This window comes from Pseudooceanicola profundus, from assembly GCF_054919315.1.
The window spans coordinates 3,012,459-3,032,837 of the sequence record NZ_CM142898.1; the positions used below are offsets into that span (position 1 = coordinate 3,012,459).

The 20,379-nt window shown below is 66.3% G+C and carries 19 protein-coding genes; 8 read left to right on the forward strand and 11 right to left on the reverse strand.

Going from position 1 to position 20,379, the window contains the following annotated elements; translation table 11 throughout:
- Nucleotides 1–34: 34 nt before the first annotated feature.
- From ACX9MO_RS13895 to ACX9MO_RS13920, 6 genes are all read right to left on the reverse strand, one after another.
- On the reverse strand, nt 35–1,279 hold the full coding sequence (locus ACX9MO_RS13895; RefSeq protein ID WP_222489297.1) for an AAA family ATPase: 1,245 nt from the start codon (nt 1,277–1,279) through the stop codon (nt 35–37).
- Nucleotides 1,280–1,497: 218 nt separating this feature from the next.
- Nucleotides 1,498–2,145, reverse strand: a complete 648-nt coding sequence (locus tag ACX9MO_RS13900; protein WP_462212266.1) for an OmpA family protein — start codon at nt 2,143–2,145, stop codon at nt 1,498–1,500.
- 20 nt (nt 2,146–2,165) lie between these two features.
- The gene (locus ACX9MO_RS13905) at nt 2,166–3,584 is read right to left on the reverse strand and encodes a type II and III secretion system protein family protein (protein ID WP_222489299.1); all 1,419 of its coding nucleotides are present in this window, start codon (nt 3,582–3,584) and stop codon (nt 2,166–2,168) included.
- 191 nt (nt 3,585–3,775) lie between these two features.
- Entirely contained in the window at nt 3,776–4,642 is an 867-nt protein-coding gene (gene cpaB, locus ACX9MO_RS13910; protein ID WP_222489300.1) for a Flp pilus assembly protein CpaB, read from the reverse strand.
- Nucleotides 4,643–4,924: 282 nt separating this feature from the next.
- Complete coding sequence (locus ACX9MO_RS13915; RefSeq protein ID WP_222489301.1) at nt 4,925–5,104, reverse strand: hypothetical protein; 180 nt, start codon at nt 5,102–5,104, stop codon at nt 4,925–4,927.
- 106 nt (nt 5,105–5,210) lie between these two features.
- Entirely contained in the window at nt 5,211–5,396 is a 186-nt protein-coding gene (locus ACX9MO_RS13920) for a hypothetical protein (RefSeq protein WP_222489302.1), read from the reverse strand.
- Nucleotides 5,397–5,763: 367 nt separating this feature from the next.
- Between ACX9MO_RS13920 and ACX9MO_RS13925 the strand changes: the two genes are divergently transcribed.
- A complete protein-coding gene (locus ACX9MO_RS13925) occupies nt 5,764–6,627 on the forward strand; it encodes a lytic transglycosylase domain-containing protein (protein ID WP_462212267.1) in 864 nt (287 codons plus the stop codon).
- Nucleotides 6,628–6,910: 283 nt separating this feature from the next.
- On the opposite strand, the gene ACX9MO_RS13930 is transcribed toward ACX9MO_RS13925, so the two are convergent.
- The 5 genes from ACX9MO_RS13930 to tldD form a co-directional block, all read right to left on the reverse strand.
- Nucleotides 6,911–7,534 carry a CoA transferase subunit B gene (locus ACX9MO_RS13930; protein WP_462212268.1) on the reverse strand — a complete coding sequence of 208 codons (624 nt, stop codon included), beginning with the start codon at nt 7,532–7,534 and terminating at the stop codon, nt 6,911–6,913.
- Nucleotides 7,534–8,238, reverse strand: coding sequence for a CoA transferase subunit A (locus ACX9MO_RS13935; protein WP_462212269.1), 705 nt, complete (start codon nt 8,236–8,238; stop codon nt 7,534–7,536). The genes ACX9MO_RS13930 and ACX9MO_RS13935 overlap by 1 nt, the downstream gene beginning before the upstream one ends.
- A gap of 302 nt (nt 8,239–8,540) precedes the next feature.
- Nucleotides 8,541–11,198: a type I DNA topoisomerase gene (topA, locus tag ACX9MO_RS13940; RefSeq protein ID WP_462212270.1), complete on the reverse strand. Its 2,658-nt coding sequence runs from the start codon at nt 11,196–11,198 to the stop codon at nt 8,541–8,543.
- A 394-nt stretch (nt 11,199–11,592) separates the two neighbouring features.
- Entirely contained in the window at nt 11,593–12,912 is a 1,320-nt protein-coding gene (dprA, locus tag ACX9MO_RS13945) for a DNA-processing protein DprA (protein ID WP_462212271.1), read from the reverse strand.
- A gap of 111 nt (nt 12,913–13,023) precedes the next feature.
- The gene (gene tldD / locus ACX9MO_RS13950) at nt 13,024–14,445 is read right to left on the reverse strand and encodes a metalloprotease TldD (protein ID WP_222489308.1); all 1,422 of its coding nucleotides are present in this window, start codon (nt 14,443–14,445) and stop codon (nt 13,024–13,026) included.
- 213 nt (nt 14,446–14,658) lie between these two features.
- On the opposite strand from tldD, the gene coxB reads away from it, so the two are divergent.
- From coxB to thrC, 7 genes are all read left to right on the forward strand, one after another.
- Nucleotides 14,659–15,498: a cytochrome c oxidase subunit II gene (coxB, locus tag ACX9MO_RS13955; protein ID WP_222489309.1), complete on the forward strand. Its 840-nt coding sequence runs from the start codon at nt 14,659–14,661 to the stop codon at nt 15,496–15,498.
- Nucleotides 15,499–15,621: 123 nt separating this feature from the next.
- A complete protein-coding gene (gene cyoE / locus ACX9MO_RS13960) occupies nt 15,622–16,560 on the forward strand; it encodes a heme o synthase (RefSeq protein ID WP_222489310.1) in 939 nt (312 codons plus the stop codon).
- Between the two features lie 2 nt (nt 16,561–16,562).
- Nucleotides 16,563–16,724 (forward strand): hypothetical protein, encoded by a 162-nt coding sequence (locus ACX9MO_RS13965; protein ID WP_261397807.1) that lies wholly within the window; start codon nt 16,563–16,565, stop codon nt 16,722–16,724.
- Nucleotides 16,721–17,305: a cytochrome c oxidase assembly protein gene (locus ACX9MO_RS13970; RefSeq protein WP_222489312.1), complete on the forward strand. Its 585-nt coding sequence runs from the start codon at nt 16,721–16,723 to the stop codon at nt 17,303–17,305. Before ACX9MO_RS13965 ends, ACX9MO_RS13970 begins: the two co-directional genes overlap by 4 nt.
- 30 nt (nt 17,306–17,335) lie before the next feature.
- A complete protein-coding gene (locus ACX9MO_RS13975; protein WP_222489313.1) occupies nt 17,336–18,136 on the forward strand; it encodes a cytochrome c oxidase subunit 3 in 801 nt (266 codons plus the stop codon).
- 113 nt (nt 18,137–18,249) lie between these two features.
- Entirely contained in the window at nt 18,250–18,981 is a 732-nt protein-coding gene (locus ACX9MO_RS13980) for an SURF1 family protein (protein ID WP_462212272.1), read from the forward strand.
- Nucleotides 18,978–20,366: a threonine synthase gene (gene thrC, locus ACX9MO_RS13985; protein WP_462212273.1), complete on the forward strand. Its 1,389-nt coding sequence runs from the start codon at nt 18,978–18,980 to the stop codon at nt 20,364–20,366. Before ACX9MO_RS13980 ends, thrC begins: the two co-directional genes overlap by 4 nt.
- Nucleotides 20,367–20,379 lie beyond the last annotated feature (13 nt).

The following is a 20,379-nucleotide window of genomic DNA, read 5'->3' on the forward strand; positions in this document are numbered from 1 at the left end:
AGTCAGACCCGGCCATGCCGGGGGCCGTATGCTGTCAGGCGGCTTCGGCTTCGGCGTTTCCGATCGCGTGCAGGGATTGCGCCAGCTTGGCGATTTCCTTGCGCAGCGGGTTCTTGGCCGAGGACAGCGCCAGCGGCAGGCCATGGTCGCAGGCCTGCACCACTTGCCGCCCGCCATCGGGCAGCTGCAGCTCGATCGAGATGTCGAGGCTTTCGCCAAGGCGCTTGACCCGGGCCTTGCCCTGAAGATCGGTGAACTTCGGGGCGCGATTGAGGCAATAGCGCAATTTTTCCACCGGAAGGTCCTCGGCCTGGAAGGCGCGCTTGACCCGCTGGGTGTTCTGCGCCGACCGCATGTCGAGCTCGAGCGTCGCGAAGTAGACCTGCGCGGCGTTCAGCGCGGCCTCGGACCAGTTGACCATGGTCGAGGGCATGTCGATCACCACGTAGTCGAAGTGCGACCGCGCCATGTCCACGATGCGGTTGATGTCCTCCGAGCTCAGGATGTCCAGCGGCAGCACCTCGGAGGGCGAGGTCAGCACGTGCAGCTTGTCCTCGAAGGTCAGCAGCGCCTGCATGAAGGCCTCGTCGTCCATCACCTCGGTGTCGGACAGAAGCTCGTAGACGGCGTCACGGCGCGGCAGGTCGAGGTAGGTCGCGATCGAGCCGAACTGGAGGTCGAAGTCCAGCAGGCAGACCTTGGGCTGGGTGTCCTTGGGCTTGGCCACGGTGGCCAGCTCCCACGCGAGGTTCACGGCCAGCGTCGTGGCGCCGGTGCCCCCGGCGAGGCCATGGGTCACGAGGACCACGCCGTTGCGGTTGCCCTTGCGCGTCTTGCGCAGCGGCACGACTTCCTCGGCCGCCGGTTCCGGCTGGGCCTGAAGCCGGGCGATGGCCGCGGCCAGTTCCCCCTCGGGGAGGGGGTAGGGGACGAATTCATCCGCGCCCTGCCGCAGCAGCTGGTGCAGCGCGGAGGGGCTGACATCCTCGGCGATGAGGATGACCTTGATACCGTGATTGCGGGCCTGGGTGATCACTTCGCCGAGCAGGACGAGGTTTTCCTCGTCGTCGGCGTCGATCGCCATGGCGACGAATTCAAGCGTGTTGGCTTCGGGTTGGGTAAAGAACATCAGCGCCTCGGCAAAACCGAGATCGCCCCATTTCTCTCCAAGGGCAGCTTCCATGTCTTCGATCAGCAGATCGAAACTGTCCGGTTCCCGTCGGATCGTACAGGCCAGCAAGGGGCTCGGATCCGGTTGTACAGGTGCGCTCGCCGTCATTGCCTCAGTTCCCTACATTTCGGCTGTAACCTCTTGAGATCCTTTGATGATCCTTCGGGGTCGGACGGCCGGCGATTCTCTGTCGCCGAGTCGTCCGGATACAGCTCGTCTCTATAGAAACTGACACCCAACTTGGGCGACATTGGGGCCGAATAATCGTAATTGTTGGTCTTTTGGGGACGATATCGGGTCACGCCCATGGCGTGACCCGCGCGGCTTTATTCGCCGCCGGACGACTCGCTGAGGCTGGTGCCGGTCAGGGTCGACTGCGCCTGCGCCGAGGTGACGTAGTCGCGATAGACGATTTGCGCGTATTTCCCGTCGAGGACGAGCGGGTTGTTCGCCACGAAGCCGCGGACCTCGGTGACGGTGCGGCGGTTCTGGCGCTCGCGGCCCTGGGTCACGATCAGCGGCTGTGTTTCGCCGTAGGAAACGACCGCTTCCAGCCGCGACCGGCTGATGCCCTGCGCGATCAGGTAGCGCACCGCCGCATTGGCGCGGGCGAGGCCGAGCCGCTTGTTGTAGGCCGAGGAGCCGACGAGGTCGGTGTGGCCGTAGACGCGGAAGCGCACTTCCGGGAACTGTTTGATCCACGAGGCCTGCTGGCGCAGCACGGCCTGCGCCTCGGCGTCGAGGGCGGCAGAGTTGAAGGCGAAGGTGATCGTCGTCTTCACCTCTTCGTTGAACCGGTTCGCGAGGCCCTGAACATAGGGCTGATCCCCGTTCATCACCTGCGTGTTGTTCATCGTCGCGTTGCCGAAGCCGCCATCGTCGATGGTGGCGCCCGCTTCGCTGGTGAAGGCGGCGTAGCTGTCGACGCAGGCGGTGAGCGACAGCAGCGCCACCGCCGAGAGAATGGTCTTCATGTGGGCCCCAACCGCCATTGTCATTCCATCACGTAGCCATAGGAGCCGTTGAAGTCCTGCTTGGCAACCTCTCCGGCGGCGCCACGGAGCTTCCGCCCGTCACCGGCCACCTTGCCGAAGAGGAACAGGTCCTTCTCGGAGGGGGGCGTCACGCGGTCCGTGGGCAGGGCCAGCGCCTCGCCCCGGGTCGGGGTCACGAGATGCGCGGTGACGATGATCACCAGTTCCGATTGTTCACGCTGGTAATCCGCACTGCGGAAGAGCGCGCCCAGAACGGGGATGTCGCCCAGCCACGGAACCTGGCTGTTGTTGTCGATGAAGTCGTCCTTCAGCAGACCGGCGATAGCAAAGCTGTCGCCGTCGCGCATTTCGACCGTGCTGGAGGTCTCGCGACGCGAGAAGGCGTCGATGCGGAAGCCGTCGACTTCGTAGCCGTTGGTCGAGTCGATGGCCGAGACGGCGGCCTTGAGCTCGAGGTTGATCAGATCGTCATCCACCACGCGGGGGATGAAGTTCAGCTCCACACCGAAGGGCTTGAACTCGACCGCGACGGCGCCGTTGTCCTGCGCCACGGGGACGGGATATTCGCCACCGGCCAGGAACTTGGCCTCCTGCCCGGAGAGGGCCGTGAGGTTCGGTTCGGCCAGCGTGCGGGCCACGCCCTTGCTTTCCAGCGCCTCCAGCAGGACGCCCACTTCGACGGCGCCCGCGTTGAAGCCGAGCAGCATCGCGCCGGCGTTGTCGTTGGAGGAGGGCAGGGTGCCCGCGAGACTGTTGCCCTGCGAGCCGGAATTGGTGTTCGAGCCGGTGCCGCCGGAAAGGCCGAGGTCCCCGCCGAAGGCATTGCCGCTGAAGGCGAGCGAGGAGGACAGGGACTTCGACACGCTGCGCTGCATCTCGGCGAAGCGGACCTTCAGCATCACCTGCTGCACACCGCCCACGGCCATCAGGTTCGAGACCCGTTCGGGCGCATAGCGCTCGGCAAGGTCGAGGGCGCGCTGCAGCTTCTGCGACGACGACACGGTGCCCGACAGCACGATGCCGTCGTTGGCGGTGCGAACCTCGATCTTCTCGCTGGGGAGGATCTGGCGCAGCCGTTCCTTGAATTCGGTGATGTCCGCGGCCACGACCACGTCCACGTTGGTGATCAGCCGCCCGTTCTGGTCGAGCAGCGTCAGCGTCGTGGTCCCGGGGGCCTTGCCGAGCACGTAGATCGACCGGTCGGACAGCGAGGAGATATCCGCGATGGACGGGTTGGCGATGGAGAGTTCCGCGAAGGGCGTGTCACTCTCGACCACCACGGCGCGGTTCATGGCGACGGACAGGCGGCTGGATTGCCCCTGTTGCACGACACGCAGGGTCTCCGCGGCGGCGGGCAGGGCCGCAACGCCAAGCGACAGCCCGACAAGGGCCGCCGTCAGAAAAGTACATTTTCTCATGTGACCTGCCTCTCCGATCACGCCTCGATGACGGGTCTTGTTGCCCGGTCTTTCGCGGTATCCTGCGGCATCTCGGCTTTTATTGCAAGAATCAATGCCTTTGGCACCGACTTTGATGTGGATAACACGCAACAGGCCGGGCGATGGCCCGGCCTGGAAGGGAGGTGGTCTGCGCAGGGGACCGAAGGGCCTCAGTTGGTGCAGGCGATCTCGGTCTCGATGACCTCGGCGCCGCGCCGCGTCTTGATGGTGCAGCGTTCCTTGGGCTTGGCCTCGACGGTCTCGACCGGGGCCTGTTCCTCCACGAGGCCCAGCAGGCGGCGCTGGTCGACTTCGATCGACTTCGCGATCGTGTCGTCGCCGGCGCCCACGAGGGCAAGCGAGAGGCGGCCGGTGGACTGGGCCTGGGCCAGGGCGGCAACCTGGTCCGGCGTGACGGCCACGGTGACCGTGCGGGCGATGGTCGCCTGGGCGCTGTCGCCATTGGCGGTCTGGTCGACGGCGATCAGCTTGACCGCGCTTTCGATCAGCTTGGTGAATTCGCCGCGGTCGATGCCGCCGACGGCGCCAAGGCGGCCGGTCCAGTAGACGTCGACCTTGTCGCCCGGGCGCAGGAAGCCCGACACGCCCGAGGAGACGTCGACCTTGATGGCGAAGGCCCGCATGCCGCGTTCCAGCCGCGAGGTCAGGCCGGCATCCTCGCCGGGGGCGGTCACCTTGATGCCCATCACGGCCTCGTTCCGCTCCATCGAGCGCAGCACGAAGCGGGGCGGGGTGTTCTCGCTGCCGAACAGGTCGGAGGCGGCCGTGAAGACGCCCTCGGGGAGGGCGGCCTTGGGCCAGGCGACCAGGCGGACATCGTCCTTCGCGAGGACCTGGCCATATTGCAGCTGCTTGTCCGCCACGTAGACATCGACGGTTTCCACCGCGACGGGGCGGGCCGCACGCTCGCGGGCCAGTTGATCTTGATAGGCGTTCACGTAGCCTTGCACCATGTACACTGCGAAGCCGGCAAGCGCGACGCCGGCCAGCAGGACCAATCCGAATACCATGCGCATTTCTTACCTCATTATCTTTGTCACCCGTCTTTGCCCTGGCGCACTGCCTCATGGGCTGCGGGAGTTTCATGGTCCCAGCTTGCCGCGCAATTGTGTCCATTCTCGGGACAGTTCGCGGTTTCGCAGGGGCGATCTTCTGTTTGGCCTGCAAGGCTGTCCGGCAGCCCGGTCACAACGGGCCTGCCCGGAGGCGGGACCGTGCGGGGACTGCGTCAGGGATCGTCCTGCCACGCCGCTGTCACGACGCTCTCTCTTGGCGGGGCGATCCGGCGTGCGGGCGGATCAGAAGGTCCAGTCAGTCATGGTCGACACGAGGTCGTCCGTGACGCCAGTGGTTGCGGCGGTCATGCCCTGAATGGCAACGACAACAAGGGCAATGGCCATCGCGCAAAGGACGACCCAGTCGACCGTGACCGCACCGTCGTCCCTGTGCAGGAAACCGGAAAAGGCTCGCGTCTTCATCTGTGTCACATCTTTCCGATGGGGTTGGCTCCTTCTGGAGCATTTACAAAAGGCCGCGTCTTCTGGGACGCGGCCTTTCGTAGTCCTGCGATCAGGCGGAAAGGCCTTATTCGCTGCCCGCGGTGATCGAACCCATGTAGGTCGACACTTCGCCGGTCAGCTGGGTGGTGCCGGTCTTGATGGACGAGTAGGCGGCAACGCCCAGGCCCACGACGGCTGCGGTCAGCACAACCCAGTCAACGGTGACTGCGCCGGATTCGTCTTCGCGGAAGTTTTTGATGAACTTGATCATGGTGAGTCCCTCCAAAGGATCAGATTGCTTGTTTGTGATGTTCCGCTTCGGTGTGTTGGCAGCCCGCTCTCTCTTTCACGCTGCCGCCTCTGCGGTACGGGGACATATAGCCTCGGGAATGGGGCAGGAATTGGGCGCAGAAAGTGCAAAAAAGGAAAAGATTTAGGGCTATTTGATCGGATTGTTCAGCCGCCTGATTTTTCTGGGGAATCCACTGTCGGGGCCGTATGGACCCGGAAAAGCCCTGCGCAGCGGGGCGAAAATGTTGCTGATCGGCCACGGGCGCATTGCGGTGGCTGGCCGGATTCGGGCGATTCTGCCATATTAAGACCGCAGAGCAGTCCACAATTCCGGGCAGAGAACACGGATGCGGAACACAGGAATCTCCCACGGTGCCGTTTCGGCGCTGTTTCTCGCGCTGGTGCTGGCGCTTGGTGGTGGCCCGTCGCGGGCCGAATCGCCTGCCGCACTCGAGGATTTCACCTTCAAACGCGTGAAACCCCCGGGGCAGGGCACCAAGAAGCGGATCACGGTGCAGATCGACCCGGCGGAACAGGCCGCGCGACTCGCCGCGGCGCCCAAGCCGAAGCCCACGCCCGACACCACCTTCTCCCCCGCCGCCCCTGTGGGGCCACAGGGGCGCTATACGTGGTTCTGGGACAGTATCTCTCCCGAGATGGCGCAGAGCGGCCCCGGCCGCCTGGAACCCGCCCTGCTGGCGCTCAGCGAGCCGCCTGCGGGCACCGGCGTCTCGGCCCCGCGGCTGGATACGCTGATGGCGATCGCCCGGGCGCAGGGGCGCGATATCCTGATGACGACCGCGGGGACGCAGGTCTCGCCGGCGCTGGTGCTGGCGGTGATCGCCGTGGAAAGCGCCGGGCGGGCCGATGCGGTGAGCTCTGCCGGGGCGGCGGGGCTGATGCAGCTGATGCCCGCCACGGCGGAACGCTTCGGTGTCACCGACCGGCTGGTGCCGGCGCAGAGCATCCGTGGCGGCGTGGCTTTTCTCAACATGCTGATGCAGGAGTTCAAGGGCGATCCGATCCTCGTCCTTGCGGGCTACAACGCGGGCGAGGGCGCGGTGCGCAGCTACAAGGGCGTGCCGCCCTACGCCGAGACCCGCGACTACGTGCCCAAGGTGCTGGAGGCCTACCGCGTGGCCCGGGGCCTGTGCATGACGCCGCCCATGCTGATCAGCGACGGCTGCGTGTTCCGCCTGCCGAAGGCCTGACAGGGTCCCGCGGCGGTGCCCGGAAAATTCGAATTTTCCGGACCGGATTTTTCGAAAAATCCGGGAGGCGCATAAGGGCAGGTCGGGAAAAGGGGCGTGCTCTGTCCGCTGTGCGGAGGCGGGGGGCGTCCAAGAATTTTCGAAAGTTCCTGGGAAACATCTTCGAAGGCTTTTGGGGGCTCTGCCCCCTTGGCCCCGGTCCGGGGCCAATTCCCCCGGAGTACTTGAGGAAAGATGAAGTGCAGGGCCGCGCGTGGGGCGGCCCTGCGGTTAGTGTCCGGGATCAGACGATGGTTGCCTCGGTGGCGGCGCGCAGTTCGTCCTCGCTCACGCCCTCGGCCAGTTCGACGATCTTCAGGCCGCCCTCGACCACGTCCAGCACGCCGAGGTTGGTGATGATGCGGTTCACCACGCCCTTGCCGGTCAGCGGCAGGGTGCAGGCCTTCAGCACCTTCGACTCGCCGTGCTTGTTCTGGTGGTCCATCACCACGATGACCTTGCCGACCCCGGCCACGAGGTCCATGGCGCCGCCCATGCCCTTCACCAGCTTGCCGGGGATCATCCAGTTGGCGAGGTCGCCGTTCTCGGCCACTTCCATGGCCCCGAGGATCGCCGCCGCGATCTTGCCGCCGCGGATCATCCCGAAGGAGGTCGCACTGTCGAAATAGGCGGTGCGGGGCAGTTCGGTGATCGTCTGCTTGCCGGCGTTGATCAGGTCCGGGTCTTCCTCGCCCTCGAAGGGGAAGGGGCCCATGCCGAGCATGCCGTTTTCCGATTGCAGCGTGATGTCCTTGTCGCCCACGTAGTTCGCCACCAGCGTCGGGATCCCGATGCCGAGGTTCACGTACATGCCGTCTTCAAGCTCTTCCGCCGCGCGGGCGGCCATCTGGTTGCGGTCCCAGGGCATTACGCCTCCTCCTTCTTGCGCGTGGTGCGCTGCTCGATCCGTTTCTCGTGCTCGCCCTGGATGATGCGATGCACGTAGACGCCGGGCAGGTGGATCAGGTCGGGGTCGATCGAGCCGGTGGGCACGATCTCTTCCACCTCGACGACGCAGACCTTGCCGCACATGGCCGCGGGCGGGTTGAAGTTGCGGGCGGTCTTGCGGAACACGAGGTTGCCGGTCTGATCCGCCTTCCAGGCCTTCACGATCGAGAGGTCGGCGAAGATGCCTTCCTCGAGGATGTACTCCTCGCCGTTGAAGACCTTCACTTCCTTGCCCTCGGCGATCTGGGTGCCCACGCCGGTCTTGGTATAGAAGCCCGGGATGCCGCAGCCGCCGGCGCGCATCCGCTCGGCCAGCGTGCCCTGGGGATTGAACTCGAGCTCGAGTTCACCGCCGAGGTACTGGCGCATGAACTCCTTGTTCTCGCCCACGTAGGAGGACATCATCTTGCTGATCTGCTTGGTGTCGAGCAGCTTGCCGAGACCGAAACCGTCCACGCCGCAGTTGTTCGAGGCGACAGTGAGATCCTTCACGCCGCTCTCGACGAGGGCGTCGATGAGCAGCTCAGGGATGCCGCAGAGACCGAAACCGCCGGCGGCGATGAGCATGCCGTCGGTCAGCAGGCCATCCAGCGCCTCGGCGGCAGAGCCGTAGACTTTCTTCATGGGGGTCCTCCTTTGTTGCCAGATCTGTCGCGGATTGCCGGGCCTGTGTCAACGGAATGCCGCAGTGCGGAACGTAGCACAGGGGCCGCGGGAGGCCAGAGGGGGACGGGCGGGGCACCATGGGGCGCCGTGGGGCGTTCCGGGGCGCCTGGGGACGGAGCGCGGGCTGATCGTCGTTGCAGGACCCGGGGGGCGGTGTGCGTGGGTGGTGCGGTGGTGACCCATGAAAAAGGGGGGCTGTCTGCCCCCCTGCCGCCCCGGGGGGCGGCACCCCCCGAGGATATTTCCAAGCGAAAGATGGATCAGGCGTCGTCGGACGAGGCCGCCTTTTTCGCCGGGGCCTTCTTGGTCGTGGTCTTCTTTGCCGTGGACTTGGTGGCCGTCTTGCTGGCTGTCTTGGTCGCCGCCTTTTTCGGGGCGGCCTTCTTCTTGGGCGCCTTCTTGCCAGACTTGGCGGCCTTCTCCTCGATCAGTGCCATGGCGGCTTCCATGGTCAGCGTCTCGGGATCGGTCTCCTTGGGCAGGGTCGCGTTGATCTTGTCCCACTTCACGTAAGGGCCGTAGCGACCCTCCATGATCGAGACCGGACCGCCCGCATCGGGGTGATCACCCAGTTCCTTGAGCGTCTTGGCCGCGCCGCGGCGGGCGCCGCGGGCGGCGACCTTCTCGGCCAGCAGCTGCACGGCGCGGTTCATGCCGACGGACCAGACATCCTCGAGGGTTTCGAGGTTGGCATTGGTGCCGCCCCGGTCCGAGGTGGTCTCCGCGTGCTTGATGTAGGGGCCATAGCGGCCGATGTTCGCCCAGACGTTCACGCCGTCCTCGGGGTGCGGGCCGATCAGGCGCGGCAGCGAGAGCAGGCGCACGGCCTCCTCCAGCGTGACCTCTTCAGGGGCCCAGTCCTTGGGCACCGACTGGCGCGGCGGCTTCTTGTTGTCTTCCGTCATCTCGCCGCGCTGGCAGTAGGGGCCGAAGCGCCCCTTCATGACGTAGATATTGTCACCCTCGTCCTGGCCCAGCAGCTTGCCTTCGGGGGGGATGGCGCTGGCTTCCGCCTCGGGATCGGGCGGGCCGAAGGGACGGGTGTAGCGGCACTCGGGATATTCGGAACAGCCGATGAAGGCACCGCCGGAGCGCGCGGTGCGCATCGAGAGCCGGCCCTTGCCGCAGTTCGGGCAGAGCCGCGGGTCGGTCCCGTCCTCGGTCGGCGGGAAGAGATGCGGCTCCAGCACCTCGTTGATCTTCTCCAGCACCTCGGTGATCCGCAGCTCGGAGGTCTCGGCGATGGCCGCCGAGAAGTCCCGCCAGAAGCGCGAGAGCACTTCCTTGTAGTCGCGATCACCCGCGGAGACGTCATCCAGTTCCTCTTCGAGGTCGGCGGTGAAGTCGTATTCCACGTACTTGCGGAAGTAGTTCTCGAGGAAGGCAATCACCAGCCGGCCCTTGTCCTCGGGGATCAGGCGGTTCTTGTCCTTCAGCACATAGCCGCGGTCCTGGATCGTGGTGACGATCGAGGCATAGGTCGAGGGCCGGCCGATGCCGAGCTCTTCCATCCGTTTGACCAGCGTCGCCTCGGTGTAGCGCGGCGGCGGCTGGGTGAAATGCTGCTCGGGATTGATCGTGCGCTTGTCGGCCTTCTCGCCTTCGCTGATCTGGGGCAGGCGCTTGTCGTCATCGTCCACGACGGCGTCGTCGCGGCCTTCCTCGTAGACCTTCAGGAAGCCGTCGAAGAGCACCACCTGGCCGGTGGCGCGCAGGCCGACCTGGCCGTCCTTGCTGCCCACCTCGACGGTGGTCCGCTCGAGGCGCGCGCCTTCCATCTGGCAGGCCAGCGTGCGCTTCCAGATCAGGTCATAGAGCTTGCGCTGATCGGCGTCGGAGATGCGCAGGCTTTCGACGTCCGCCGCCATGTCGGTGGGGCGGATGCATTCGTGGGCTTCCTGCGCGTTCTTGGCCTTGTTCTTGTAGACCCGCGGGCTGGCCGGCACGTAATCCTTGCCGTAGCGGTCGCCGATGGCGTCGCGGCAGGCGGCCACGGCCTCGGGCGCCATGTCGATGCCGTCGGTCCGCATGTAGGTGATGTGACCGGCCTCGTAGAGCCGCTGGGCCGCGCTCATGGTCTGGCGCGCGCCCATGCCGAACTTGCGGCTCGCCTCCTGCTGGAGGGTCGAGGTCATGAAGGGCGGCGAGGGGTTGCGCGAGCCGGGCTTGGCCTCGACCGAGGTCACGGTCAGGTCGCGCGAGGTGATCGCCTGCACGGCCATCTCGGCCTGGGTCTGGTTCTCGATGTCGAACCGGTCGAGCTTCTTGCCCGCGAGCACCGTCAGCCGGGCCTCGTAGTCCTGACCGCGCGGCGTGGCGAGCAGCGCCTTGACCGACCAGTATTCCCGGGCACGGAAGGCCTCGATCTCCATCTCGCGCTCGACGATGAGGCGCAGGCAGACCGATTGCACACGGCCCGCCGACTTGGCGCCGGGCAGCTTGCGCCAGAGCACCGGCGAGAGGTTGAAGCCCACGAGGTAGTCGAGCGCCCGACGGGCGAGGTAGGCCTCGACCAGCGGCGCGTCCACCTGGCGCGGGTTCTTCATCGCCTCGGTCACGGCGGTCTTGGTGATCGCGTTGAACACCACGCGGGACACGGGGGTGTCCTTCTTGATGGCCTTGCGGTTGCGCAGCGCCTCCTCAAGGTGCCAGCTGATCGCCTCGCCTTCGCGATCGGGGTCAGTCGCGAGGATCAGGGCGTTGTCGTCTTTCAGGGCATCGGCGATCGCCTTGACGTGCTTCTTGCTGTCGGAGGCGATCTCCCACTTCATGTCGAAATCATGCTCGGGATCGACCGAGCCATCCTTCGGCGGCAGGTCCCGGACATGGCCGTAGGAGGCGAGAACGGTGTAATCGGACCCGAGATATTTGTTGATTGTCTTGGCCTTGGCAGGGGATTCGACAACGACAACGGGCATGAAAAGTCCTTTCGACTCTGGTCGAGCATATTGGCGGCGGACCATGTGGGGTCTGTCAGGGCAATGTCAATGCACGGCTCGTTGAGCGTCGTCAACGGTCCGCTGAAGCCGCGATGCCGCAGGGATGGGGCCGGGATGCGGGTTTTGCAAGGGCGGGATGCTGCGCTGCGGCAGATTGGGGCGTGGGGCAGGAGGGCCGCAGAGCAACGCGCAGGGCGGCTGACATAGGAGCCGTCGCTGGAGCCGATTGCGGGGCTGCCGAAGGGGCGGACAGTGCGGTCGTGAGGGGACGTATCGGCCGATGTGTCCGGGCGCGGGGGTGTCAGCCGCCCTGCGCCTGACCGGGGGAGCATGCGTCGGTGCACCGGGCCAGACCTCCGGGCCGGAAAACGGGTCAGCCGCCCGGTGGGTCCGGCACGAGGGTGAGCATGCCGCCCGGGCGGCGTTCGATCCGCTCTGAAAGCTCGAGGTCGAGCAGGGCAGGGGCGATCTGCGCGGCGGGGGCGTCGAGGTCGCGGATGAGCTGGTCTTCCTGCAGGGGCGCGCAGGAGAGCCGGGCGAGGATCGCCTCGTGCAGACGGGCCTGCGCGAGGGCCGCCGCCGCTGCTGGGGCGGGGCTCTCGGGCGGCTCCTCGATCAACGGGGTGTCCTCCGGCGGGCTGTCTGTCTCTGCGGCGGCGGGCGCAGGGGGGCGAAGGTCGCGGGTCGCGCGGGTCACGGGTGTGCCCCGGGTGAGGGCGAGAGCCATGTCGCGGGCGCGGTCCAGCGCCGTGGGCTTTGTGTCGGGCGGGGCCAAGGCAAGGTCGCGCTGCGCGGCGGGCAGGGGCGGCAGGGCCTCCAGCACGTCCTCGGCACTGCGCACGAGGCGGGCGCCGTCGCGCAGCAGCAGGTTGCAGCCGGCGGCGCGGGCGTCGAAGGGGTGGCCCGGTACGGCCATGACCTCGCGGCCCTGATCGAGGGCGTTGCGCGCGGTGATCAGGCTGCCGGATTTTGCCGCCGCCTCCACCACGACCACGACCTCGGCCATGCCCGAGATCAGGCGGTTGCGGCGCGGGAAGTCGCGGGCCTGTGCCACGTGGCCGAGGGGCCGTTCCGACACCCGTGCGCCATTCAACAGCAGTCGGTCGGCGAGATCGGCATTTTCGGCCGGGTAGGGGATGTCGGCCCCGCCCGCCAGGACGGCGACGGTACCGGTGGCCAGCGAGGCGCGGTGCGCCGCCGTGTCCACCCCGCGGGCGAGGCCGGAGACGATGACATAGCCCGCCGCGGCGAGGTCGGTGGCCAGCCTCTCGGCCATGCGGGTGGCGAGAGAGGAGGCGTTGCGCGCGCCCACGAGGGCGATCATCGGGCGCGAGAGGACCCGCGGCTCGCCGACCATCCACAGGAGGGGCGGCGGTTCGTCGAGGTCCATCAGCCGTCTGGGAAAGAGCGCGTCACCGGGGGTCAGCATCCGGGCGCGGGCGCCTGTCGCCCGGCGCAGTTCCTCTCGCGCGATGCCTTCGGGGCAGGGGCGGTAGGAGGGCACTCCGGCGCTGGCTGCAAGACCGGGCAGGGCCTCCAATGCGGCCTGAGCGCTGCCATGCTCGGCCATGAGCCTGTAGAAGGTGGAGGGCCCCACCCGGCGGGAGCGCAAGAGACGAAGCCACGCCAGACGGTCCTCTTCCGTGGTGGGTGGGAGTGGGGGGTGAGTGGAAGGTTGTGGTGTCCCGTCCATGATGACTCCGCCTCTTGCGGAATCAGATCTACCCCAGGCGCCGTTAACTATCCGTGAATCGCAGGGTTAACGGTGTCTTCAACTCTCCCACCCGCCAGAGGGGCAGCCCGATCAGCTGCCGGAGCCGCCCACGGTCAGCCCGCCGATCAGCACCGTCGGCTGGCCCACGCCCACGGGCACCCACTGGCCCTGCTTGCCGCAGTTGCCCATGCCCGGGTCGAGCGCCATGTCGTTGCCGAGCGCGCGGATGTGCTGCAGCGCGGTCGCCCCGTCGCCGATCAGCGTGGCGCCGGTCACGGCGCCCACGCGCTTGCCGTTCTTCACCCGGTAGGCCTCGGTGCAGGAGAAGACGAACTTGCCGTTGGTGATGTCCACCTGGCCGCCACCGAATCCCACCGCATGGATGCCATCCTTCAGGTCGGCCACGATCGACTCGGGGTCGGCATCGCCGCCCTCCATGATCGTGTTGGTCATTCGGGGCATCGGCGCATGGGCATAGCTTTCGCGCCGCCCGTTGCCCGTCGCCTCGACCCCCATAAGGCGGGCGTTCTGGCGGTCCTGCATGTAGCCCACGAGGATACCGTCCTCGATCAGCACGTTGCGGGCCGAGGGCGTGCCCTCGTCGTCCACGGTGATCGAGCCGCGCCGGTCGGGGATCGTGCCGTCATCCACCACGGTGACGCCGGGGGCGGCGACGCGCTGGCCCATGAGCCCGGCGAAGGCCGAGGTGCCCTTGCGGTTGAAATCGCCCTCGAGCCCGTGGCCCACGGCCTCGTGCAGCAGGATGCCGGGCCAGCCCGGGCCAAGCACGATGTCCATGACGCCCGCGGGCGCGGCCTCTGCCGTCAGGTTCACGCAGGCGATGCGCAGGGCCTCCTTGGCCTTGGCCTTCCAGTCCGCGGGATCGAGCAGACCGTCGAGGCCGACGCGCCCGCCACCGCCCGCGCTGCCGCTTTCGCGCCGCCCGTTCTCCTCGACGATCACCGAGACGTTGAGCCGGGTCATCGGGCGCACGTCCTCCACCAGCGTGCCGTCGGGGCGCAGGATGAAGACCTCCTGGCAGGAGGCGCCGATCGAGGCGCTGACCTGCACCACGCGGGGATCGAGGGCGCGGAGGTAGTCGTCGATCTCGCGCAGGGTCTCGACCTTCACGGGGAAGGGCTGGGCGCTGATCGGGTCGAGATCGGCATAGAGCTTGCGGTTGGTGGGGCGGGGGCCCTCGGCCAGTGTGCCGCCGCCGTCGCCCACGGCCAGCCGCGCGGTGGCCACGGCGCGCTTCAGGGCGCTCTCGCTGATCTCGGTCGCGTGCGAGTACCCGGCGACCTCGCCCTTCACGGCGCGCAGGCCGAAGCCCTCGGCCGCGTCATAGGAGGCGGTGCGGATGCGCCCGTCGTCGAGGGCCAGCATCTCGGAGCGGCGCCGCTCGAGGAACAGCTCTCCATCATCGGCCCCCGCGGTGGCCTCGCGCAGCAGGCGCAGCGCGCTGTCCTGGTCCAGCATGGTCTCGAAGGGGCGGAAGGCGGTGTCGGACATGCGGAAATCTCCATTAGGGGTGCGACGTTGATGCGGCTTCCAACACACCGAAATTTGATCTAAGTCAAAGTGAGCGTCTGTTTGCCGCAAGTGCCGTGATTGTCGTTGAGGCGAGAATATGGTCTTAAGCACAGACAAACAACGGGAGGAGGACGGGGGAAACCCGGCTTCCGTTTACAAATGACAGTGAAAGCCAAACGATCAGGGTGACCCATGCGTAAGATCTTCAGCCTCACGGCGCTTATGGCAACCTTCCTTGCCGCCCCGACCCTCGCCCAGGATGGGCTCGAGACCGTGGGCAAGCCGCATCACGGCGGGATGGGGTTCCAGACCGCTGCCACAGAACTGGCCCGCGACCTGCAGTGGCTGGATCACATGATCCTCTACATCATCACCGCGATCGTGATCTTCGTCTGCATCCTGCTGGGCCTCGTCATCGTGCGCTACAACAGCAAGGCGAACCCGACCCCGGCCAAGTTCACCCACAACTCGCCGCTGGAAATCGCATGGACCCTTGGCCCGGTGATGATTCTCGTCTTCATCGGGGCCTTCTCGCTGCCGGTTCTGTTCAAGCAGCAGGAAATCCCCGAGGGCGACATCCACATCAAGGTGACCGGCTACCAGTGGTACTGGGGCTACGAGTACACCGACCATGACTTCGGCTTCGAAAGCTTCCTGCTCCAGAAGGAACAGCTGGCCGAGTACGGCTACAACGACGACGAATACCTGCTCGCCACCGACACCGCCGTCGTGGTGCCCGTGGGCAAGGTCATCGTCATGGACGTGACCGGCGCCGACGTGATCCACAGCTGGACCATCCCCGCCTTCGGGGTGAAGCAGGACGCCGTTCCCGGCCGCCTCGCGCAATTGTGGTTCCAAGCCGAGAAGGAAGGCGTGTACTTCGGCCAGTGCTCCGAGCTGTGCGGCAAGGACCACGCCTACATGCCGATCACCGTGAAGGTGGTCAGCGAGGAAGCCTACGAAGAGTGGCTCACCGGCGCGAAGGAAGAATACGCGGGCGTGCCCCGCAGCTATCAGGTGGCCTCGAACTGAGGAACCTGCGGGCTGCGGCCCGTCCCGGCGGACGCAGGCCCGCCCATCATAGTGTGACCGGGCCCCGCCGCGTCGGGGCCTGACGTGAAGACGGGGGCGCCTGTGCCCCCGAGGAAAGACGAAATGACCGACGCCAGCATCAATCCACAAGCCAGCGAGGGCGAAGCCCGGTTCGGCGACTTTGTCGCCCTGCTGAAACCGCGCGTCATGTCGCTGGTCGTGTTCACCGCCGCCGTGGGCCTGCTGGCGGCACCGGTGCCCGTGCACCCGTTCATCGCCTTCTTCGCGGTGCTCTGCATCGCGATCGGCGGCGGGGCCTCGGGCGCGCTGAACATGTGGTACGACGCCGATATCGACGCGGTGATGAAACGGACCGCCAAGCGTCCGATCCCCGCCGGCAAGGTGACGCCGGGCGATGCGCTCGCCATAGGGCTGACGCTCTCGGGCTTCTCCTGCGTGATGCTGGGGCTGGCGGCGAACTGGGTCGCGGCGGGGCTGCTGGCCTTCACCATCTTCTTCTATGTGGTCATCTACACGATGTGGCTGAAGCGCTGGACGCCGCAGAACATCGTCATCGGCGGTGCCGCCGGGGCCTTCCCCCCGATGATCGGCTGGGCCGTGGCCACCGGGGGCGTGAGCGTCGAATCCGTGCTGATGTTCCTGCTGACCTTCATGTGGACGCCGCCGCACTTCTGGGCGCTCGCGCTCTTCGTGAAGTCGGACTACGACAAGGCCGGCGTTCCGATGCTGACCGTGACCCATGGCCGCCGCTCGGCGCGCCGCCACATCCTGGGCTACACCATCCTGCTGGCCGCCGTGGCCGTGGGCATCGGCTTCACCTCCGTGGGCGGGCCGGTCTACCTGGCCGTGGCCGTGGTGCTGAACGCGCTCTTCCTCAAGGGCGCGGTGGACATCCTGCGCCGCGACGAAGCCGCCTCCGAGGCGGATGGCTACAAGTCCGAAAAGAGCTTCTTCAAGCTCTCCCTGCTTTACCTCTTCCTCCATTTCGGCGCGATCCTCGCCGAGGCCGCCCTGCGGCCATGGGGTCTGGGAGGCTGGTGAAGATGTTCAGGGAGGAGCATGAACTTCACAAACGCCGCTGGGGCCGAAATCTCGGCCTCGGCATCGTACTGGCGATCTTCGTCGCGCTGGTCTTCGGACTGACCGTGGTGAAGGTGTCCCTAGAGGACTTCCGCACGCCTGCGGAAACGGGAGGAGAACAATGAAACGTCTGAGCGGACCGCAGAAGACCGTCGTCCTGACCCTTGGCACCGTGATCTTCATGGGTGCCATGGCCTGGGCTGCCGTGCCTTTCTATTCGTGGTTCTGCCGTGTCACCGGCTTCGGCGGGGTGACCAGCGTGGCGGAAGCCGGCTCTGACGTGATCCTCGACGAAACCATCAAGATCCGCTTCGATGCCTCGACCGACAAGGACATGCCATGGTCCTTCAAGCCGATGCAGAAGCAGATGGAGATGCGGATCGGCGAGACGGGGCTGGCCTTCTACGAGGCCTACAACCCCACGGACCGTGTCATCGCGGGAACGGCGGCCTACAACGTCGCCCCCTACGAGGCGGGTGGCTTCTTCTCCAAGATCGAGTGCTTCTGCTTCACCGAACAGGTGTTGCAACCGGGGGAGCGGGTGGAAATGCCCGTCACCTTCTACGTGGATCCGGAAATCGTCGAGGACCGGGACGCCAAGTTCGTCCATGTCATCACGCTTTCCTACACGTTCTACGAGACCGACCTGCCGACAACCGAAGAGCAGGCGGCGCTTGACCAACCGAAGTCGACTGACGTCAACTGATGACCAAAGGCTCCAACGAGGGACACACCGATGGCGCATGAAAAGAACCACGATTATCACATCCTGCAACCCTCCCTGTATCCCTTCCTGGGATCGGTGGGTGCCTTCGTCATGCTGTTTGGCGCAACGCTCTGGATGCATGACAGCGGCCCCTGGATCTTCATCCTCGGCCTCCTGATGGTGCTCTACACCATGTACGGCTGGTGGGCAGAGACGATTGCAGAAAACAAGGCGGGCGACCACACCCCGGTGGTGCGGATCGGCCTGCGCTACGGCTTCATCCTCTTCATCATGTCCGAGGTGATGTTCTTCGTCGCGTGGTTCTGGACCTTCTTCAAGCACGCGCTCTACCCGATGGGCCCGCAGTCGCCCGCCGTGGACGGTGTCTGGCCGCCCGCCGGGATCGAGACCTTCGACCCCTGGCACCTGCCGCTGATCAACACGCTGATCCTGCTCTGCTCGGGCGCGGCCTGCACATGGGCGCACCATGCGCTGGTGCATGAAAACAACCGCAAGGACGTCAAGAACGGCCTGATCATCGCGGTGCTGCTGGGCCTGCTCTTCACCTTCTTCCAGGCCTATGAATACAGCCACGCGGCCTTCGGCTTCTCGGGCAACATCTATGGCGCCTCCTTCTTCATGGCGACCGGCTTCCACGGCTTCCACGTGATCATCGGGACGATCTTCCTCTTCATCTGCCTCCTGCGCGTGATGAAGGGCGATTTTACCCCCGAGAACCACTTCGGCTTCGAGGCCGCCGCTTGGTACTGGCACTTCGTCGACGTGGTCTGGCTGTTCCTGTTCCTCTCGATCTACATCTGGGGCCAGTAAATCTGGGGCCAGTAAAGGCCGCAGGGGCAGGGTCCGGGTTGAACCGGACCGGCCAAACGGACTAAAGCAACGCGGGCGGGAAACCGTTCGCGTTCTTCGTTTCCGGGGGCACAATGCGCCGTATCCTTCTGCCGCTGATCTTCGGCCTTCTGGGCACCGCCGTGCTGGCATCGCTCGGTGTCTGGCAGCTGCAGCGGCTGGCCTGGAAGGAGAGCGTGCTCTCCGAGATCGAGGCCGCCATCGGCGCCGATCCGGTGCCGCTGCCCGACATCCCCGATCCCGAGCGTGACCGCTACCTGCCGGTCTGGGCCGAGGGCCACATGACCGGGCCCACCCTGCGCGTGCTGGTGAGCCAGAAGGAGAAGGGCGCGGGCTACCGCCTGATCACCCCCTTCGAGAGTGGCGACCGCCGGGTGCTGATCGACCGGGGCTTCCTGCCCGTCGACCGCCCCGTGCCCGAGACGCCGACGCGCGAGGTGACGGTGATCGGCAACCTGCTCTGGCCGGACGAGGTGGACGGCTACACCCCCGATCCCGACCGCGATCAGGGCCTGTGGTTTGCCCGCGACCTGCCGGCTCTGGCCGCCGAACTGGGGACCGAGCCGCTGCTGATCGTCCTGCGCGACGAGACCTTCGACGATGCCGGTGTCAGCCCGCTGCCCGTCAGCTCTGCGGGCATTCCCAACGATCACCTCGGCTATGCCGTGCAATGGTTCGGCATGGCCCTGATCTGGCTGGTCATGACCGGCATTCTGATCTACCGAAACCTGCGACCCCGTGATGACCCCCGTGAAGACCCCCGCAAAGGCACATCCGCCGGGGCCAAGAAAGGTGAGACGACGTGAAATACATCTCGACCCGTGGGCAGGCGCCCGTCCTGACCTTCGAAGAGGCGATGCTGACCGGGCTGGCCCGTGATGGCGGCCTCTACGTGCCGGAAACCGTGCCCCAGATGAGCGCCGAGGAGATCGCGGCGCTGGCCGGTCTCTCCTATGAGGAAACCGCCTTCCGCGTCATGCGTCCCTTCATCGGCGACACCTTCACCGACGAAGAATTCCGCGAGATCATCGCCAAGGCCTATGCCGGCTTCGGCCACGAGGCCCGCGCGCCGCTGGTCCAGCTGGCGCCGAACCATTTCCTGCTGGAGCTGTTCCACGGGCCGACGCTGGCCTTCAAGGACTTCGCCATGCAGCTCATCGGCCAGCTGTTCCAGGCAGCACTCGGCCGCTCGGGCAAGCGGGTGACCATCGTGGGCGCGACCTCGGGCGATACCGGCTCGGCCGCGATCGAGGCCTTCAAGGGGCTCGACAATGTCGACGTCTTCATCCTCTACCCCCACGGCCGGGTGTCCGAGGTGCAGCGCCGCCAGATGACCACCCCGTCCGAGGCCAACGTCCATGCCATCGCCATCGACGGGCATTTCGACGATGCGCAGGCGCGGCTCAAGGACATGTTCAACGACTTCGACTTCCGCGACGAAGTCCGTCTGGCGGGCGTGAACTCGATCAACTGGGCGCGGGTGCTGGCGCAGGTCGTCTATTACTTCTCCGCCGCCGTCTCCCTTGGCGCACCTGCGCGCAAGGTCTCCTTCACCGTGCCGACCGGCAACTTCGGGGACATCTTCGCGGGCTACATCGCCAAGAAGATGGGCCTGCCGATCGAGCAGCTGGTGGTGGCCACCAACCAGAACGACATCCTGCACCGCTGCCTGACCACCGGGGCCTACACGCCCGATGGGGTGATCCCCTCGATCTCGCCCTCGATGGACATTCAGGTGTCCTCGAACTTCGAACGTGCGCTCTTCGATGCCTACGGGCGCGACGGTTCCGCCGTGTCGCAGCTGATGGACGAGCTGAAGGCCGGGGGCTTCACCGTGTCGCAGGGCGCGCGTGAAGCCTTGGCCGAAAGCTTCACCTCGGGCCGCGCCTCGGAAGAGGAAACCTCGGCCACGATCAAGTCGGTCTTTGCCAGGGATGCGGAGCTTCTGTGCCCCCACAGCGCCGTCGGCGTGAAGGTGGCCGAAGAGACCCGCGATGCCGCCGTGCCGATGATCACGCTGGCCACCGCGCATCCCGCGAAGTTCCCCGACGCGGTCGAGGCCGCCACCGGCGAACGCCCGGGTCTTCCCCCGCGCATGGGGGATCTGTATGACCGGTCTGAACGGGTCACGCGGCTGCCCAACGATCTGGCCGCCCTCGAAACCTTCATTCGTGAGAAAATCGCCAAGTGACGACACAGGTTCA

Coding starts and splice junctions, on each gene's coding strand:
- ACX9MO_RS13975 (WP_222489313.1), top strand. CDS start 17,336: ATGGCGCATGAAAAGAACCACGATTATCACATCCTGCAACCCTCCCTG.
- coxB (WP_222489309.1), top strand. CDS start 14,659: ATGCGTAAGATCTTCAGCCTCACGGCGCTTATGGCAACCTTCCTTGCC.
- ACX9MO_RS13895 (WP_222489297.1), bottom strand. CDS start 1,279: ATGACGGCGAGCGCACCTGTACAACCGGATCCGAGCCCCTTGCTGGCC.
- ACX9MO_RS13970 (WP_222489312.1), top strand. CDS start 16,721: ATGAAACGTCTGAGCGGACCGCAGAAGACCGTCGTCCTGACCCTTGGC.
- ACX9MO_RS13920 (WP_222489302.1), bottom strand. CDS start 5,396: ATGATCAAGTTCATCAAAAACTTCCGCGAAGACGAATCCGGCGCAGTC.
- ACX9MO_RS13915 (WP_222489301.1), bottom strand. CDS start 5,104: ATGAAGACGCGAGCCTTTTCCGGTTTCCTGCACAGGGACGACGGTGCG.
- ACX9MO_RS13935 (WP_462212269.1), bottom strand. CDS start 8,238: ATGAAGAAAGTCTACGGCTCTGCCGCCGAGGCGCTGGATGGCCTGCTG.
- ACX9MO_RS13930 (WP_462212268.1), bottom strand. CDS start 7,534: ATGCCCTGGGACCGCAACCAGATGGCCGCCCGCGCGGCGGAAGAGCTT.
- ACX9MO_RS13900 (WP_462212266.1), bottom strand. CDS start 2,145: ATGAAGACCATTCTCTCGGCGGTGGCGCTGCTGTCGCTCACCGCCTGC.
- ACX9MO_RS13905 (WP_222489299.1), bottom strand. CDS start 3,584: ATGAGAAAATGTACTTTTCTGACGGCGGCCCTTGTCGGGCTGTCGCTT.
- topA (WP_462212270.1), bottom strand. CDS start 11,198: ATGCCCGTTGTCGTTGTCGAATCCCCTGCCAAGGCCAAGACAATCAAC.
- cyoE (WP_222489310.1), top strand. CDS start 15,622: ATGACCGACGCCAGCATCAATCCACAAGCCAGCGAGGGCGAAGCCCGG.
- ACX9MO_RS13965 (WP_261397807.1), top strand. CDS start 16,563: ATGTTCAGGGAGGAGCATGAACTTCACAAACGCCGCTGGGGCCGAAAT.
- cpaB (WP_222489300.1), bottom strand. CDS start 4,642: ATGCGCATGGTATTCGGATTGGTCCTGCTGGCCGGCGTCGCGCTTGCC.
- ACX9MO_RS13925 (WP_462212267.1), top strand. CDS start 5,764: ATGCGGAACACAGGAATCTCCCACGGTGCCGTTTCGGCGCTGTTTCTC.
- tldD (WP_222489308.1), bottom strand. CDS start 14,445: ATGTCCGACACCGCCTTCCGCCCCTTCGAGACCATGCTGGACCAGGAC.
- dprA (WP_462212271.1), bottom strand. CDS start 12,912: ATGGACGGGACACCACAACCTTCCACTCACCCCCCACTCCCACCCACC.
- ACX9MO_RS13980 (WP_462212272.1), top strand. CDS start 18,250: ATGCGCCGTATCCTTCTGCCGCTGATCTTCGGCCTTCTGGGCACCGCC.